We start from the raw sequence: 15,632 nt of genomic DNA, 5'->3' as shown, positions 1-15,632 counted from the left end.
GGTCGGCAGGGGAATCGGAGAGGGGCTGCGTTAACAAAGGGTCACGGGGGATGACGGAACCGGTGCCGGGGTCGCGGGTCATAATTCCTGGCCGATCTAGCTACTCAAAGTGACAGTTCCGACGCCACGTCCTTCTCGCCTGCTCAAGCTGGCGGCCGTCCTGGCGCCCTGGGTGCTGGGGCTCGTGCTCGGGGTCTGGTTGGTCGTTGGCATTGCCTGGGGGGCGTTGCACGGCTGGATTGTGCCGCGTATCGGCGATTTCCGTCCGCAGCTGGAAGCCGCCGCCAGCCGGGCTCTCGGCGCCGAGGTGCGCATCGGCGCGATCAGCGCCAGTTCCGCCCGCATCCTGCCCAGTTTCGAGCTGACCGACGTGGTGCTGCGCGATGCCCAGGGCCGCGAAGGCCTGCGCCTGGCAAGGGTTTCCGCGCTGTTATCGCCACGTTCGCTGGTGCGGCTGGGCTTCGAGCAGATCGTCGTCGACGGGCCGGTGCTGGACCTGCGCCGCAACGCCGACGGACACCTGCTGGTGGCCGGCATCGCCATGTCCGAAGGCGCGGGCGACAGCAGCCCTGCGGCCGACTGGGTCTTCTCGCAGCGTGAACTTGCGGTGCGCCAGGCCACCGTGCGCTGGACCGACGAGCGCAGCGGCCAGCCGACGGCCGAGCTGACCGACGCCGACCTCGTCATCCGCAACGGCACGCGGCGCCACCAGATCCGCTTCGACGCCACGCCGCCGCCCGCGTGGGGCCAGCGCTTCAGCCTGCGCGCGGCCATGCGCCAGTCGCTGTTGAATCCGCGCCGCGGCAATTGGCGCGAATGGGACGGTCCCGTCTACGCCGAATTTCCGCAGCTCGATCTCGCGCAACTGCGGGCCCATCTGCCGTCCGGCGTGGCGCGCGACGTGGAGCTGCTGGCCGGGCGCGGCGGCCTCACGGCCTGGTTCGATGTGGTGCACGGCGCGGTGATGGGCGGGCAGATGGACCTGGCCCTGGCCGACGCCAGCGCGCGCCTGGGGCCGGGGCTGGAGCCGCTCGCGCTGGCGCAGCTGCAGGGGCGCATCCGCGGCCGGCTGCTGGCCAGCGGCATGGAACTGCAGACCCGGCAGCTGCGCTTTGCCACGGCCGAGGGCGCGCAATGGCCGCAGGGCGACGTGTTCCTGAGCTACATGCGCGGCGAGAGCCGCGTGCCCGGCCAGGGCGAACTGCGCGTGGACCACATCGACCTGGCGGCGCTGGCCGAGATCGCCGGGCGCCTGCCGCTGACGTCCCACATGAACGGCGATTGGCAGGCCAAACTGCAGGCGCTGGCTCCGCGCGGCCGTGTCGAGCAGCTGCAGGCCCAGTGGACCGGCCGCATCGAGGCGCCGGCCAGCTACCGCGCGCAGGGCAAGGTGCAAGACCTCGCCCTGGCCGCCGGCCCGATGGCGCCCCGGGGGCCCGACCTGCACTACCCCATGGGCCGCCCCGGCGTCGAGGGGCTGTCGGCCGACTTCACGCTGACCGAGGGCGGCGGCGAGGCGCGCCTGGCGCTCACCGACGGCGCGCTGGAGTTTCCCGGCGTGTTCCAGGAGGCGCGCGTGCCCATGTCGGAGCTCGATGGCCTGGTGCGCTGGCAGCATGCGGGGGCGCGGCTGGCGGTGCAGGTGCCCGAACTGCGCTTTGCCAATGCCGACGCCACGGGCCAGCTGCAGGCGCGCTGGGACAGTCGGGCCGATGCGCCGGCGGATGGCGCGCCGCGGGGCCCCGGCACGCTCGCGCTGGAGGGCAAGCTCACGCGCGCCGACGGCACGCGCGTGCACCGCTACCTGCCGCTGGCCGTCGGCGACGATGCCCGCCATTACGTGCGCGACGCGGTGCAGCGTGGCCGCGCCAGCAGCGTGCAGTTCAAGGTGCATGGCGACCTCGACCACTTCCCCTACAAGGACCCCAAGCTCGGCGAGTTCCACATCGCTGCCGAGGTCGAGGACGTGCAGTACGCCTACGTGCCGCCGCGCCTGCAGGATGCGGGCGAACTGCCCTGGCCGATCCTGACCGGCCTGGCGGGCCGGCTGGTGTTCGACCGCAACGGCATGCAGGTGCGCAACGCGCGCGGCCAGCTCGCGGACGCCGGCGGCTTCGCGGTGGCCAAGGCCGAGGCCGACATCGCCGACTTCGCGCACCCCGAGGTGGCCGTGCGCGCCGAGGGGCGCGGCCCGCTGGCGGGCATGCTGGCCGCCGTGGCCGGCTCGCCGCTGGCGCAGATGACCGAGGGCGCGTTGGCACAGGCCCAGGGCAGCGGCGCTGCCGATCTCAAACTGCAGCTGGCCCTGCCGCTGGAGCGCCTGCAGACCAGCCGCGTGCAGGGCAGCGTGGTGCTGGCGGGCAACGACATCCAGCTGCGGCCCGGCACGCCACAGCTGGCGCGCACGCGCGGCACCGTGGCCTTCAGCGACACCGGTTTCAGCCTGGCCGGTGTGCAGACCGCGGTGCTGGGCGGCGAGACCCGCGTGGACGGTGGCCTGCAGAACGGCGCGCTGTCCGTGCGCGCCCAGGGCACGGCCACGGCCGAGGGGCTGCGCCAGGCCAGCGAACTCGGCGCGCTCACGCGGCTGGCGCAGCGGGCCAGCGGCAGCGCGGCCTACACCGCCGCCCTCACGCGCGATGCCGCCGGTGCGCTGGCCTTCACGCTCGACAGCCCGCTGCAAGGACTGGCGCTGGACCTGCCGGCACCGCTGGCCAAGCCGGCCGAGGCCAGCCTGCCGCTGCGCGTGGCGCTGGCACCGCAGCAGGCGAACCGGCAGGACCTGCTCACGCTGGGCCTGGGCTCCGTGCTGCAGGCGCGCTTCGAACGCGACACCACGGGCGCCAGCCCGCGCGTGCTGCGCGGCAGCATCGGCCTGGGCCTGCCGGACGGCGAAGCCGCCACGCTGCCGACGCAGGGCGTGGCCATGGACCTGCGGCTCGATGCCGTGGCGCTCGACGCCTGGCAGGCGCTGTCCGGCGGGCTCGGCGACGAGCGGGCCGCCGTGGGCGTGGACGCCGGCTACCTGCCCGACCGCTTCGCGCTGCGGGCCAACGAGCTGCGCTGGGGCAGCCGCCGCCTGCACCACCTGGTGCTCGATGGCGCGCGCGAAGGCAGCACCTGGCGCGCCCACATCGATGCGCGCGAACTCGCCGGCCAGATCGAATACCGCCAGGGCACCGGCAGCCAGCCCGGCAACGTGCACGCGCGGCTGCAGCGGCTCGTGATCGCGGCGGGCGAGGAAGAGGAAGTCACCACGCTGCTGGACGAGCAGCCCTCCAGCGTGCCGGCGCTGGACGTCGTGGTGGAGGACTTCGACCTGCGTGGCAAGAAGCTCGGCCGGCTCGAAGTCAACGCCGTGAACCAGGGTGCAGAGTGGCAACTGCACAAGCTGGCGCTGCGCATGCCCGAGGCGCGCTTCGAGGCCTCTGGCCAATGGGGCGCACGCGGCGCGGGCGCCGGGCGCCGCACGGCGATGGACTTCAAGCTCGCCATCGACGATGCCGGTGCGCTGCTGGCGCGCCTGGGCATGGCCGGCGTGTTCCGCCGCGGCAATGGCCAGCTCGAGGGCACGGTGGCCTGGGACGGCTCGCCGCTGGCGCTGGACTACCCCAGCATGGCGGGCAAGCTGCACCTGGACGTGCGCGATGGCCAGTTCCTCAAGGCCGATGCCGGCGTGGCGCGGCTGCTCGGCGTGCTGAGCCTGCAGGCGCTCCCGCGCCGGCTCACGCTGGATTTCCGCGACCTGTTCAGCGAGGGCTTCGCGTTCGACTTCGTGCGGGGCGACGCGCAGATCGCGCGCGGCGTGGTCAGCTCCAACAACCTGCAGATGAAGGGCATCAACGCCGCCGTGCTCATGGATGGCCGTGCCGACATCGCCCGGGAAACGCAGGACCTGCGCGTGGTGGTGGTGCCCGAGATCAACGCCGGCACGGCCTCGCTCGTCGCCTCGGTCATCAACCCGGCCATTGGCCTGGGGACCTTCCTCGCACAATGGGTGCTGCGCCGTCCGCTCATGGAGGCGGCCACGCAGCAGTTCCACATCGATGGCACCTGGAGCGAGCCGCGCATCGAGCGCGTCGCGCGCAGCGCGGCGAGCGCCCAGGCCGAGGACAACGAGAACAAAGGAGCCGTGCGATGAAGCTGGCAGCGCTGCAGATGGTCTCGGGCATGGACCTGGGCGACAACCTGGCCGCCGCGCGCCGCCTGCTGGAAGAAGCCGCCGCCGCGGGCGCCGAACTGGCCGTGCTGCCCGAGTACTTCTGCCTGCTCGGCGCGCGCGACACCGACAAGCTGGCGATCCAGGAGCCGTTCGGCGCCGGCCCCATCCAGGACTTCCTCGCGCGCGCGGCACGTGAACTCGGCCTGTGGATCGTCGGCGGCACGCTGCCCATCACCGTTGGCGATGGCGCGCGCGTGCGCAACACCTGCCTGGTGTTCGACCCGCAGGGCGACTGCGTGGCGCGCTACGACAAGATCCATCTGTTCCGCTTCGACAACGGCAGCGAGCGCTTCGACGAGGCGCGCGTGCTCGAACGCGGCAGCGAACCTGCGCTGTTCACGCTGGCCGCGCGCGGTGGCCGCAGCTGGCGCGTGGGCCTGTCGGTCTGCTATGACCTGCGCTTTCCCGAGCTGTACCGCGCCTATGCCGCGCAGGGCGCCGACCTCTTGCTGGTGCCCAGCGCCTTCACGCACACCACGGGCCAGGCGCACTGGGCCACGCTGCTGCGCGCGCGCGCCATCGAGAACCTGGCCTACGTGCTGGCGCCGGCGCAGGGCGGCCTGCATGCCAACGGCCGGCGCACCTGGGGCCACAGCATGCTGGTCGATCCGTGGGGCCAGGTGCTGGCCGAGCAGGCCGAAGGCCCGGCCTGCGTGGTGGGCAGCCTGGACGCCGGGCGGCTGGACGAGGCGCGCCGCCAATTGCCCGCGCTGGAGCACCGGCTGCTGTGAAGATCCAGGCGGTGCCCGAACTGCTGCGCCAGTGGGCGCAGTTCATCCAGCGGCGCTGGTCGCTGTGGTCGCTGCTGATCCTGCTGGTGGTGGGGCTGCTGGGCACGCTGGTCTGGCTGGCCGGGCGCTACGAGGCCACCCAGGTGCAGGGCAAGGTCGAACGCGACACCGCCGATGCGGTGGCGGACGTCCGCGCCGCGCTGATCCGCAACGTGCAGAGCCTGCAGGCGCTGCACGCGTCCGATCCCTTGCACGAGGACTGGGGCCGGCGCGCGGCCGAACTGCTGCGCGAACGGCGCGAGATCATGCGGCTGGAGTGGCGCGGCAGCAGCCAGCGGCTGCTGGGCGAGGCCGACACGCCTTACCGCGCGCCCGTGTTCGGCCTGCTGCCGCGCCAGGACACGCTGAGCGACGTGACGCTGAACTGCGCCACGGCGCGGCGCCTGAACGGGCCGGCCTATTCGGCCAGCTACTACCTGCCGCAGCCCGACGGCCGCGGCATGGAGGTCATGGACCTGTGCCTGCCGCTGCAGGCCGATGGCCGCGTCACCGGCTACGTGCTGGCCACCTACGCGCTGCAGGACATCCTGGCCGAGTTCCTGGGCCGCCAGCTGCCGCACTACCAGGAGGCCTCCTTCATCGAGGCCGACGGCACGCGGCTGGCGCTGCACGGTGCCACGCGCCGCGGCGCACGCGTGTTCACGGCCCAGCAGCTGCTGGACCTGCCTGGCAACCCCATGCTGCTGCGCCTGGCCAGCTGGCGCGCCGCGCCCGACCTGCTGCCCAACGTGATGACCGCGCTGGTGACCGGCATGTCGATCGCGCTGGTCTCTGTGCTGATGCTGCTGGCCAAGGACATGCGCCGGCGCCAGCGCGCCGAACGCGACCTCGCCGATGCGCTGGCCTTCCGCAAGGCCATGGAGGATTCGCTGCTCACCGGCCTGCGCGCGCGCGACCTGGACGGCCGCATCACCTACGTCAACCCGGCCTTCTGCAGCATGGTCGGCTATGCGCCCGAGGAACTCTGGGGCAAGGCCGCGCCCGCGCCCTACTGGCCGCCCGAGCTGATCGGCGAGTACGAGCAGCGCCAGGCGATCCGGCTGGCCGGCAAGCTGCCACCGCGCGAGGGCTATGAATCGGTGTTCCAGCACAAGGACGGCACGCGCTTTCCGGTGCTCATCATCGAAGCGCCGCTGATCAATGCGCAGGGCGTGCAGACCGGCTGGATGAGCGCCTTCCTGGACATCAGCGAGCAACGCCGCGTGGAAGAACTCTCGCGCGCCAGCCAGGAGCGGCTGCAGGCCACGGCGCGCCTGGCCACGGTGGGCGAGATGGCCTCGCTGCTGAGCCACGAACTCAACCAGCCCCTGGCCGCGATCTCCAGCTACGCCACGGGTGCGCTGAACATGCTGGCGCACGGGCCGGCCGCGGCGGCCGACATGGCCATGGCCATGCGCCGCATTGCCGAGCAGGCCGAGCGCGCCGGCCGCGTGATCAAGAGCGTGCACGACTTCGTGCGCCGGCGCGACGAAGCCCACGAGGCGGTGGCGCCGCACGCCTTGCTGGGCGCGATCTGGCCGCTCGTGAGCCTGCAGGCGCGCAAGCTCGCGGTGCGCGTGCGCACCGAGGTCGCGCCGGGGCTGCCGCGCGTGCAGTGCGACCGCACCATGGTCGAGCAGGTGCTGCTGAACCTGGCCCGCAACGGCATGCAGGCCATGGACGGCACGCCGGTGGCCCAGCGCGAGCTGCTGCTGCGCGTGGCGCCGGCCGGCACGCGCGCGGGCGCCACGCGGCCCCGGGGCTGGCTCGAGTTCAGCGTGGCCGATTGCGGCGGTGGCATCGCGCCCGAGGTGGCCGAGCGCCTGTTCACCCCCTTCTTCACGACCAAGGCCGAAGGCATGGGCCTGGGCCTGTCGCTGTGCCGCACCGTGGTGGAGCAGCACGGCGGCTCCATGGTGTATGAGGCACGCCAGCCGCGCGGCACCGTGTTCCGCTTCACACTGCCGGCCGAAGCCGGCGATGCCGAACCCACCACCGACCCCATGCCACTGAACACCACCGACATCCTGGTGGAGACCTCCCATGCAAGTTCCTAAGGACGCCCTGGTCCACATCGTCGACGACGACGCCGGCGTGCGCGACGCGCTGTCGTGGCTGCTGCGATCGCGCCGGCTGCTCAGCGAAGGATTCGACAGCGCAGAAGCCTTCGAAGCCCGGCTGCAGGCCGGCTTCCTGCCGACGCAGGCCAGCTGCCTGCTGCTGGACGTGCGGATGCCCGGCATGAGCGGGCTGGAGCTCTTCGACCAGCTCGTCGCGCGGGGCCTGCACCAGGCGCTGCCGGTGATCTTCCTGACCGGGCATGCCGACGTGCCGACCGCGGTGGACGCCGTCAAGCGCGGCGCCTTCGACTTCTGCGAGAAGCCGTTCTCCGACAACGCGCTGGTAGACCGCATCGAGCAGGCCCTTGTGCAATCGGGCCGCACCCTGGCCGCGCAGCACAACGATGCGCTGCTGCGCACGCGCCTGACCGAGCTGACCGAGCGCGAGCGCGACGTGATGCGCCTGGTGGTCGAAGGCATGCCCAACAAGCTCATCGCAGACCAGCTGGAGATCAGCGTGCGCACGGTGGAGGTGCACCGCGCCCGCGTGTTCGACAAGATGGAAGTCAAGTCGGCCGTGGAACTGGCCAACCTGCTGCGCGGCCTCTGAAACATCTTCAGGCGTCCTACAGCGGGCGCCGACCGGCGCCGACAGCGGCCGGGCGGCCTTGGGCGCATGCTCAGGCTGTCTTCAACACAACCGTTCTCACACCATGAACTCCGTCATCTACATCGTTGGTCTGGTCGTCGTCGTCATCGCCGTTCTGTCGTTCTTCGGCCTGCGCTGATCCTGGGAGACGCGTCAAGGCGTCTTCCAGGTTCCGATCATTCCTCGCCGAGGAAGCCGCCGCTCTGGTGCGCCCACAGGCGCGCATACAGGCCGTCGCGGGCGAGCAGCTCGCGGTGCGTACCTTCCTCGGCGACCTGCCTCCCGTCCAGCACGATCAACCGGTCCATGGCCGCGATCGTGGACAGGCGGTGCGCGATGGCGATCACGGTCTTGCCTTGCATCAACCGGTTCAGGCTTTCCTGGATCGCCGCCTCCACCTCCGAATCGAGGGCGCTGGTGGCTTCGTCCAGCAGCAGGATGGGCGCGTTCTTCAGCATCACGCGCGCGATCGCCACGCGCTGGCGCTGGCCGCCCGACAACTTCACACCGCGTTCGCCCACGTGCGCCGCCAGGCCCTTGCGGCCCTGCAGGTCGGTCAGCTGGTCGATGAAGCCCGAGGCCTCCGCACGTTCGGCGGCGGCGCGGATCTCGGCCTCGGTCGCGTCCGGCAGGCCATAGGCGATGTTGTCGGCCAGCGAGCGGTGCAGCAGGCTGGTGTCCTGCGTGACCATGCCGATCTGCGCGCGCAGCGAATCCTGCGTCACCTGGGCGATGTCCTGCCCGTCCACCAGCACGCGGCCACCGGCCACGTCGTGGAAGCGCAGCAGCAGGTTCACCAGCGTGCTCTTGCCCGCGCCCGAGCGGCCGACCAGGCCGATGCGCTCGCCCGGCCGCACCGTCAGGTTCAGGTGGTCGATGACGGGCGGCTTGTCGGGGCCGTAGCGAAAGCTCACGTCCTCGAAGCGCACTTCGCCCTGCGGGACCTGCAAGGCCTTCGCGCCCGGCGCATCGACCACGGTGCGCGGCCGGCTCAGCGTGTTGATGCCGTCCTGCACCGTGCCCACGGCTTCGAACAGGCTGGTCATCTCCCACATGATCCATTGCGACATGCTCTGCAGCCGCAGCGCCATCGCGATCGACGCCGCCACCGCGCCCACTCCCACTTCGCCGCGCGACCACAGCCACAGCGACATGCCGGCCATGCCCGCCACCAGCACCATGGACAGCGTGTGGTTGACGATCTCGAAGGCGCTGACCAGCCGCATCTGCCGGTAGCCCGTGACGATGAAGTCCTGCATCGCGCTGCGCGCCACCTGGGCCTCGCGCTGGGTGTGCGAGAACAGCTTGACCGTCATGATGTTGGTGTAGGCGTCGGTCACGCGGCCGACCATCGCCGAGCGCGCATCGGCCTGGGCCTTGCCCACGCTGCCCAGGCGTGGCACGAAGTACGCGGCGGCCGCCACGTACAGCACCAGCCAGGCCACGAACGGCCAGACCAGGCCGCCCGCGAACACGCCGGCCAGCACGGCGATGGTCACCGCGTAGATGGTCATGGTGACCAGCACGTCGGCCAGCACGAACAGCGTGTCGCGCACCGCCAGCGCGGTCTGCATCACCTTGGTGGTGATGCGGCCGGCGAACTCGTCCTGGTAGAAGGCCATGCTCTGGCCCAGCATCAGGCGGTGGAAGTTCCAGCGCAGCCGCATGGGCAGGTTGATGGCCAGCACCTGGTGCTTGACGATGGTCTGCAGCGCCACCACCAGCACGCTGGCCGCCAGCGCCGCGGCCAGCCAGAGCAGCGCGCCGCCGCGTTCGGTCCACAGCTGCGCGGGCTGCACGCCGCCCAGCCAGTCGATCAGGCGGCCGAGAAAGGCGAACATCAGCGCGTCGAAGGCGGCCATCGCGGCCGTCAGCAGGGCCAGCCAGCCCACCTTGCCGCGCAGGCCTTCCGTGCAGGCCCACAGGAAGGCGAAGAAGCCCTTGGGCGGCAGGGCCGGCTCGGCGGCGGGATAGGGGGGAAGCAGTCGTTCGAAGTAGCGGAACAGCAAGGCAGGGTCTCCGGGGGGCGCCGGGCACTGTAGCCGCCCGCGTGTGACGCAGGGCGCGTAGGGGCTTCAGTCGCGCGGGTCGTCCGGCTTGCGGTCCTGCGGCAGCTCGCCCTTGTCGCGGCCCGAGAACATGGTCCACCAGACGATGCCCACCAGCAGCAAAAGGGCTGCCAGGGCTTCGAGCAAAATCAGGACCATGAAGCGACTCTCCTGGTGGGTGGTGGGCGCGGCGATTGTAGGAATGCTCGCCGCCTGCTCCAGCAAACCCCCACGGCCCGAAACCCCAAGCCTGCCCAGCCCGCCACCGGCCACCACGGCGCCGACCTGGCCGCCCCTGCCGCCAGTGGCCGACTGGCCCGGCGACACCGCGCCGCTGCCGGCGCCGATCCTGCGCGGGCGCAGCCAATGGATTCCCGTGCGCTGGAACGAACTGCCCGGCGTGGGCCAGGACGCATTGCACGAAGCCTGGAACGCCTGGATGCGCAGCTGCGAGCGCCCCGGCCAGACCTGGGGCCAGCTTTGCGCCGAGGTGCGGCGCCTGTCCATCGCCAGCCTGGAGGAGCAGCGGGCCTGGATGATCGCGCGGCTGCAGCCCTACCGCATCCAGCCGCTGCCCGGCCAGAGCGCGAGCGAAGGCCTGTTGACCAGCTACTACGAGCCGATGTTCGAGGCCCAGCGCCAACCCAGTGCGGCCTTCCCCATACCGCTTTACCAGCCGCCCGCCACGCTGGGGCAGCGCAAGCCCTGGTTCACGCGCCAGGAGATGGAAACGCTGCCGCAGGCCCAGGCCGAGCTTGCCGGCCGCGAGATCGCCTGGCTGGCCGACCCGGTCGACGCGCTGGTGCTGCAGATCCAGGGCTCGGGCCGCTTGCGCCTGACCGAGGCGGACGGCAGCCAGAAGCTGGTGCGCCTGGCCTATGCCGGCACCAACGACCAGCCCTACAAGAGCGTCGGCCGCTGGCTGCTCGACCAGGGCGCCATCCGCGATGCCACCTGGCCCGGCATCAAGGCCTGGACGGTGCAGAACCCCGGCCGCGTGCGCGACATGCTGTGGGCCAACCCGCGCATGGTGTTCTTCCGCGAGGAGCCGCTGCCGCCGTTCGACGCCGGCTTCGGGCCGCGCGGCGCACAGGGCGTGGCGCTCACGCCGGGCCGCTCGATCGCGGTGGACCCGCAGAGCATCCCTTACGGCACGCCGGTCTGGCTGGCCTCGCAGGGGCCGGTCACCACGCTGGCGCGGCTGGTGCTCGCGCAGGACACGGGCAGCGCCATCGTCGGTGCCGTGCGGGCGGACTACTTCGCGGGCTGGGGGCCGGAGGCGGGGGATTTCGCCGGGCGGCTCAAACAGCCGCTCAAGATGTGGGCGTTGTGGCCGCGTTGAACGCCTGGCCTGGTGGAGGCGACAGAGGCGACATGCGCCGGTAACCGTCCCAATGGATCATAATGGCCGCCATGCAAACCGTGGCCGAGCTGCCGGAGTTCATCCGCGAGGCAGACAAGCTGCTCAGCGTGGCGGAGCGGCAGGAGCTGATCCGTTATCTGGCCTTGCACCCCAAGGCCGGCGATCTGATGGAGGGCACGGGCGGCGTGCGCAAGCTGCGGTGGGGTCGTGGCGACCATGGCAAGAGCGGCGGCGTCCGCGCCATCTACTACTTCCATGACGAGCAGATGCCGTTGTATCTGCTGACCCTGTTTGCCAAGGGCGACCGCGCGAACCTGAGCAAGGCGGAACGCAATGAGCTGGCCGGCCTGACCGTGGTGCTGGTCAGTCTGTGGAAAGCGAAAGGACGAAAGACATGAGCAAGGCATTCGACAGCATCCGGCAGGGTTTGAAGGAAGCCATCTCGCATGCGGAGCACGGCGGCCAGGGCGTGCGCGTGCACCGCCCGCGGCCTGTGGATGTGCGGGCCTTGCGCGCCAAGGTGGAGATGACTCAGGAAGAATTCGCCGCCAGGTTTGGCTTCTCCACCGCCACCCTGCGCCATTGGGAGCGCGGCGACCGCACGCCGCACGGCGCCTCGCTCGTCTTGCTCAACGTGATCGAACGCAACCCACGTGCCGTGATCGAGGCCTTGCGGGATTGAATCACTCCACCGTGATCCCCTGCGTCTTGATCAGCGTCTCCAGCTGCTTGCCCTCGCGCTGCAGCAGCGCGCGGAAGTCCGCCGTCTCCATCGACACCGGTTCGGCGCCCAGGTCGCCGTAGCGCTTGGCCAGCGCGGGCTGGGCCAGCGCGCGGGCCAGCTCCTTGTTCATGCGCGCCAGCACCTCGGGCGGCGTGCCGTTGGGCGCCCACAGGCCGAACCAGATGTCCAGGTCGGCACCGGCCACGCCTTGCTCGCCCACGGTGGGCACGTCCGGGAAGAAGGGCGAGCGTTTGGCGCTGACGATGCCCAGCAGCTTGACCTTGCCGGTGCGGATGTGCGGGAACGCGATGCCCGGGTCGCAGACGAAATCGGCCTGGCCCGAGAGCACGTCCTGCAGCGCCGGCGCCGCGCCGCGGTAGGGGATGTGCGTGACGAAGGTCTGGCTCGCGGCCTTGAACATCTCGCAGGCCAGGTGCGGCGGCGTGCCCGTGCCGGCCGAGGCGTACGACAGCTTGCCCGGCTGCGCCTTGGCCAGTGCCACGAGTTCGCGCACGTCCTTGGCCGGCATCTGCGGCTTGGCCACCAGGTACATCTGCGTCTTGCCGATGGTGCCCACGGGCGTGAGGTCGCGGGACGGCAGCAGCGTGGACTTGAACAGCCAGGGGTTGGCCGTCTCGACCGAGGTCGGCGCGATCAGGAAGGTGTGGCCGTCGGGCGCGGCGCGCACGACTTCCGATGCCGCGATGTTGCCGCTGGCGCCGGGCTTGTTGTCGATCAGCACGGTCTGGCCGATGGCCTCGCCGACCGACTGCGCCACGATGCGCGCCATCACGTCGGTGCTGCCGCCCGGCGCGAAGCCGACGACGATGCGCACGGGCTTGCTGCCGGGCCAGGCCGGCGCCTGCGCCCAGGCAGCGCCTGCCAGGGCCAGGCATGCGGCGGCCAGCGCGCTGCGGCGCGCGATCTTCTTCTTGTCCATGGTTTGTCTCCTCGGGTCGTTGGGGGAATCAGGCCCTTACGCGGGCACGTTCTGCACCAGCTCGCGCAGCTTGAACTTCTGGATCTTTCCGGACGGCGTGGCCGGCATGGCGTCCAGCACGATCAGCTTCTCGGGCGCGTACTGCACGGCCACCTTCTCGGCCTTCAGGAAGCGCACGATCTCGGGCAGGTCGATGGACTGGCCGGGCTTGGGCACGACCACGGCGCAGGCCCGCTCGCCCAGGCGTTCGTCGGGGTAGGCGACCACGGCCACCTGCAGCACGGCCGGGTGCTTGTAGAGCAGCGACTCCACCTCGAACACCGGGATGTTCTCGCCGCCGCGGATGATCACGTCCTTGCTGCGCCCGCTGATGCGGATGTAGCCGTCGGCGTCCATGCGCGCGAGGTCGCCGGTGTCGAACCAGCCCTCGGCGTCGGTGCCGTTCAGGTGCGGGCGCTTGAGGTAGCCGCCGAAGTTCGAGGCCGCGCGCACCAGGAGCTTGCCGGATTCGCCGCGTGGCAACTCCGTGCCGTCGAAGTCCACCACCTTGAGTTCCACGCCGGGCAGGGGGCAACCGTCGGTGGTGTAGGCCCGTTCGTCCGCGTCGTCCAGCCGAATCAGCGTGACTGCGCCGTTCTCGGTCATGCCCCAGGCCGAGACGATCTTGGTGCCCAGCGTCTCGCGTGCCTGCTGCACCAGCGGGCCGGGGATGGGTGCACCCGCGCACAGGAAGGTGCGCAGCGTGGGCACCCCCTCGCCGCCTTCGCGCACGGCCCGCGTCAGGTCGGTCAGGAAGGGCGTGGACGCCATCGTGAAGGTGGCGCCCGCCGCGCGGATGGCCTGCACCGCGCGCGCCGGGTCCCAGATGTCCTGCAGCACGGCCGGGCAATGCAGCAGGATCGGCATCAAGAGGCCATACATGAAGCCCGTCTGGTGCGCCATGGGCGAGGCCATGAACACCGTGTCCGCGCTGGACAGCCCCAGCCGCTCGGCATAGGGCCGGATGTTGGCCAGCAGCGTGTTGGCGCTGTGCAGCACGCCCTTGGGCTCGCCCGTCGTGCCCGAGGTGTAGATCAGCTGCACGATGTCGTCCGGCCCCGGGCGGCCGCGGTGCAGGATGTCCTCGGCGTCGCGCTCCTTCTCCCAGGCCGGGCCGGACAGCAGCGCCTCGAAATCGTCTGCGCCGCCGCTGCCGACCACCACCACGTGTTGCAGCGTGGGCAGTTCGGCCTGCAGCGCGCGCGCCATGGCGGCGTGGTCGAAGCCGCGGAACTGCGCCGGAACGACGAAGACCTTGGCCTCGCCGTGGCGCAGCATGAACGACAGCTCGCGCTCGCGGAAGATCGGCATCAGCGGGTTGATCACCGCGCCCAGCCGCGCGCAGGCCAGCGCCAGCAGGCTGAACTGCCACCAGTTGGGCAGCTGCATCGCCACCACGTCATTGCGGCCCACTCCCAGGCGCGACAGGCCCACGGCGATGCGGTCGGCCATCTCCGCCAACGCGCGGTAGGTGAAGCGGCGCGGTTCTGCCGCATCGCTGCGCAGCGCGGTCAGCGCCATGCGGTCAGGGTGGGCGGCCACAGCGGCATCGAGCAGCGCGTTGACGGTCTTGTCGGCCCAGTGGCCTTGCGCCACGCTCGCGGCGCGCCGGGGCGGCAGCAGGACGGCATCGAATTCCATGGCTTGTCTCCTTCTTGTTGGTTTCAGTTCGGCACGGCCTGGCGGCCGGCGCGGGCGCGCGCGATGACGGTCTTCATGATCTGCGCCGTGCCGTCGCCGATCTGGAAGCCCAGCACGTCGCGCAGGCGCTGCTCCATCGGCCCGCGGTCGTAGCCGCCATGGCCGAACGACAGCAGGCACTGGTGCACCACGTCGTAGGCCAGCTTGGGCGCCCACCACTTGCACATGGCGGCCTCGGCGCTGTGCGGCAGGCCTTTGTCCTTGAGCCACAGCGCCTGCAGGCACAGCAGCCGCGCGGCTTCGACCTGGGTGTCGCCGTCGGCCAGCGGGTGCGAGACGCCCTGGAACGCCGTCAGCGGCTTGCCGAAGGCCATGCGCTCTGCCGCGTAGGCCCAGGCTTCTTCCAGCGACACGCGGGCCACGGCCAGCACCTGCAGGCCGATCAGCGCGCGCGAGTAGTCGAAGCCCTGCATGACCTGCACGAAGCCCTTGTTCTCGTCGCCGAGCCGGTGGTCCACCGGCACGCGCACGTTCTCGAAGAACAGCGAACCGCGGCCGATGGCGCGCTGGCCGTGGCAGTCGAAGCGGTTGCGCGTGATGCCGGGCAGGTCCATGGGCACCAGCAGCGCGGTGACGCCATGGGCCTGCGACTCGACCGTGCCGGTGCGGCCGAAGACCACGGCCGCATCGCACTGGTCGGCCGCCGAGATCGATGTCTTCTCGCCGTTCAGCACGTAGTGCTCGCCCACGCGTTCCACACGCAGCCTGAGGTTGGCCGCGTCCGAGCCGCCGCGCGGCTCGGTCAGCGCAATCGCCAGCAGCGCCTCGCCCCGCGTGAGCCGGCGCAGCCAGGGCTGTGCCACCTCGGGCAGGCCATGCTCGGCCAGGATCTGCCCGTTCAGCGAGGCCAGCAGATTGATGTAGCTGATGGACAGGTCGGCCCGCGCGATCTCTTCGTGGATCACGCCGGCGGCCAGCGCACCCAGGCCCTGGCCGCCGTGCTCCTCGGCCAGCTCGGGCGCGATGAAGCCCATCTCGCCCATCTCGCGCATGAGGCTGCGTTCCAGCACGCGCGTGCGGTCGCGCTCCTGGAAGCCCGGCGCCACGCGGTCGGTGGCGAAGCGGCGCGCCTGCTCGCCGATGGCCGCGAGGTCTTCGTCGATGTAGGGGTTCATG

General features: G+C 71.3%; 12 protein-coding genes. 7 read left to right on the top strand and 5 right to left on the bottom strand.

What is annotated here, in order from left to right:
* The first annotated feature begins 109 nt into the window (after positions 1-109).
* The 4 genes from DES41_RS15370 to DES41_RS15355 are packed head-to-tail and all read left to right on the top strand — an operon-like array spanning position 110 to position 7,662.
* Positions 110-4,141 (top strand): YhdP family protein, encoded by a 4,032-nt coding sequence (locus DES41_RS15370; RefSeq protein ID WP_114468551.1) that lies wholly within the window; start codon positions 110-112, stop codon positions 4,139-4,141.
* Complete coding sequence (locus DES41_RS15365; RefSeq protein ID WP_114468550.1) at positions 4,138-4,953, top strand: carbon-nitrogen hydrolase family protein; 816 nt, start codon at positions 4,138-4,140, stop codon at positions 4,951-4,953. Before DES41_RS15370 ends, DES41_RS15365 begins: the two co-directional genes overlap by 4 nt.
* Positions 4,950-7,049 (top strand): two-component system sensor histidine kinase NtrB, encoded by a 2,100-nt coding sequence (locus DES41_RS15360; protein WP_170168188.1) that lies wholly within the window; start codon positions 4,950-4,952, stop codon positions 7,047-7,049. Before DES41_RS15365 ends, DES41_RS15360 begins: the two co-directional genes overlap by 4 nt.
* Positions 7,036-7,662, top strand: coding sequence for a response regulator transcription factor (locus DES41_RS15355; RefSeq protein ID WP_114468549.1), 627 nt, complete (start codon positions 7,036-7,038; stop codon positions 7,660-7,662). Before DES41_RS15360 ends, DES41_RS15355 begins: the two co-directional genes overlap by 14 nt.
* A gap of 215 nt (positions 7,663-7,877) precedes the next feature.
* Here the strand turns inward: DES41_RS15355 and DES41_RS15350 are convergent, their stop codons facing one another.
* Both DES41_RS15350 and DES41_RS39555 read right to left on the bottom strand, forming a co-directional pair.
* The gene (locus tag DES41_RS15350) at positions 7,878-9,707 is read right to left on the bottom strand and encodes an ABC transporter ATP-binding protein (protein WP_170168206.1); all 1,830 of its coding nucleotides are present in this window, start codon (positions 9,705-9,707) and stop codon (positions 7,878-7,880) included.
* Between the two features lie 69 nt (positions 9,708-9,776).
* On the bottom strand, positions 9,777-9,908 hold the full coding sequence (locus tag DES41_RS39555; RefSeq protein WP_281277204.1) for a hypothetical protein: 132 nt from the start codon (positions 9,906-9,908) through the stop codon (positions 9,777-9,779).
* Between DES41_RS39555 and mltA the strand changes: the two genes are divergently transcribed.
* The 3 genes from mltA to DES41_RS15335 all read left to right on the top strand — a co-directional run bounded on the left by mltA (position 9,856) and on the right by DES41_RS15335 (position 11,794).
* Complete coding sequence (mltA, locus tag DES41_RS15345; protein ID WP_245965723.1) at positions 9,856-11,091, top strand: murein transglycosylase A; 1,236 nt, start codon at positions 9,856-9,858, stop codon at positions 11,089-11,091. The two genes, DES41_RS39555 and mltA, sit on opposite strands and share 53 nt — an antisense overlap.
* Positions 11,092-11,162: 71 nt before the next feature.
* A complete protein-coding gene (locus tag DES41_RS15340) occupies positions 11,163-11,510 on the top strand; it encodes a type II toxin-antitoxin system RelE/ParE family toxin (RefSeq protein WP_114468991.1) in 348 nt (115 codons plus the stop codon).
* Entirely contained in the window at positions 11,507-11,794 is a 288-nt protein-coding gene (locus DES41_RS15335; RefSeq protein WP_114468546.1) for a helix-turn-helix domain-containing protein, read from the top strand. The genes DES41_RS15340 and DES41_RS15335 overlap by 4 nt, the downstream gene beginning before the upstream one ends.
* A gap of 1 nt (position 11,795) precedes the next feature.
* On the opposite strand, the gene DES41_RS15330 is transcribed toward DES41_RS15335, so the two are convergent.
* From DES41_RS15330 to aliB, 3 genes are read right to left on the bottom strand one after another with little or no spacing between them, the layout of a single operon-like run.
* Positions 11,796-12,776, bottom strand: a complete 981-nt coding sequence (locus tag DES41_RS15330; RefSeq protein WP_114468545.1) for a Bug family tripartite tricarboxylate transporter substrate binding protein — start codon at positions 12,774-12,776, stop codon at positions 11,796-11,798.
* 36 nt (positions 12,777-12,812) lie between these two features.
* Positions 12,813-14,456 (bottom strand): cyclohexanecarboxylate-CoA ligase, encoded by a 1,644-nt coding sequence (gene aliA, locus DES41_RS15325; protein ID WP_114468544.1) that lies wholly within the window; start codon positions 14,454-14,456, stop codon positions 12,813-12,815.
* Between the two features lie 23 nt (positions 14,457-14,479).
* A complete protein-coding gene (aliB, locus tag DES41_RS15320; RefSeq protein ID WP_114468543.1) occupies positions 14,480-15,631 on the bottom strand; it encodes a cyclohexanecarboxyl-CoA dehydrogenase in 1,152 nt (383 codons plus the stop codon).
* Position 15,632 lies beyond the last annotated feature (1 nt).

It is taken from the genome of Pseudorhodoferax soli, from assembly GCF_003337555.1.
Lineage (GTDB): Bacteria > Pseudomonadota > Gammaproteobacteria > Burkholderiales > Burkholderiaceae_C > Pseudorhodoferax > Pseudorhodoferax soli.
This window is presented reverse-complemented; position numbering and strand designations above follow the sequence as displayed.

Coding starts and splice junctions, on each gene's coding strand:
- DES41_RS15330 (WP_114468545.1), bottom strand. CDS start 12,776: ATGGACAAGAAGAAGATCGCGCGCCGCAGCGCGCTGGCCGCCGCATGC.
- DES41_RS15355 (WP_114468549.1), top strand. CDS start 7,036: ATGCAAGTTCCTAAGGACGCCCTGGTCCACATCGTCGACGACGACGCC.
- DES41_RS39555 (WP_281277204.1), bottom strand. CDS start 9,908: ATGGTCCTGATTTTGCTCGAAGCCCTGGCAGCCCTTTTGCTGCTGGTG.
- aliB (WP_114468543.1), bottom strand. CDS start 15,631: ATGAACCCCTACATCGACGAAGACCTCGCGGCCATCGGCGAGCAGGCG.
- DES41_RS15335 (WP_114468546.1), top strand. CDS start 11,507: ATGAGCAAGGCATTCGACAGCATCCGGCAGGGTTTGAAGGAAGCCATC.
- DES41_RS15340 (WP_114468991.1), top strand. CDS start 11,163: ATGCAAACCGTGGCCGAGCTGCCGGAGTTCATCCGCGAGGCAGACAAG.
- DES41_RS15365 (WP_114468550.1), top strand. CDS start 4,138: ATGAAGCTGGCAGCGCTGCAGATGGTCTCGGGCATGGACCTGGGCGAC.
- mltA (WP_245965723.1), top strand. CDS start 9,856: ATGCCCACCAGCAGCAAAAGGGCTGCCAGGGCTTCGAGCAAAATCAGG.
- aliA (WP_114468544.1), bottom strand. CDS start 14,456: ATGGAATTCGATGCCGTCCTGCTGCCGCCCCGGCGCGCCGCGAGCGTG.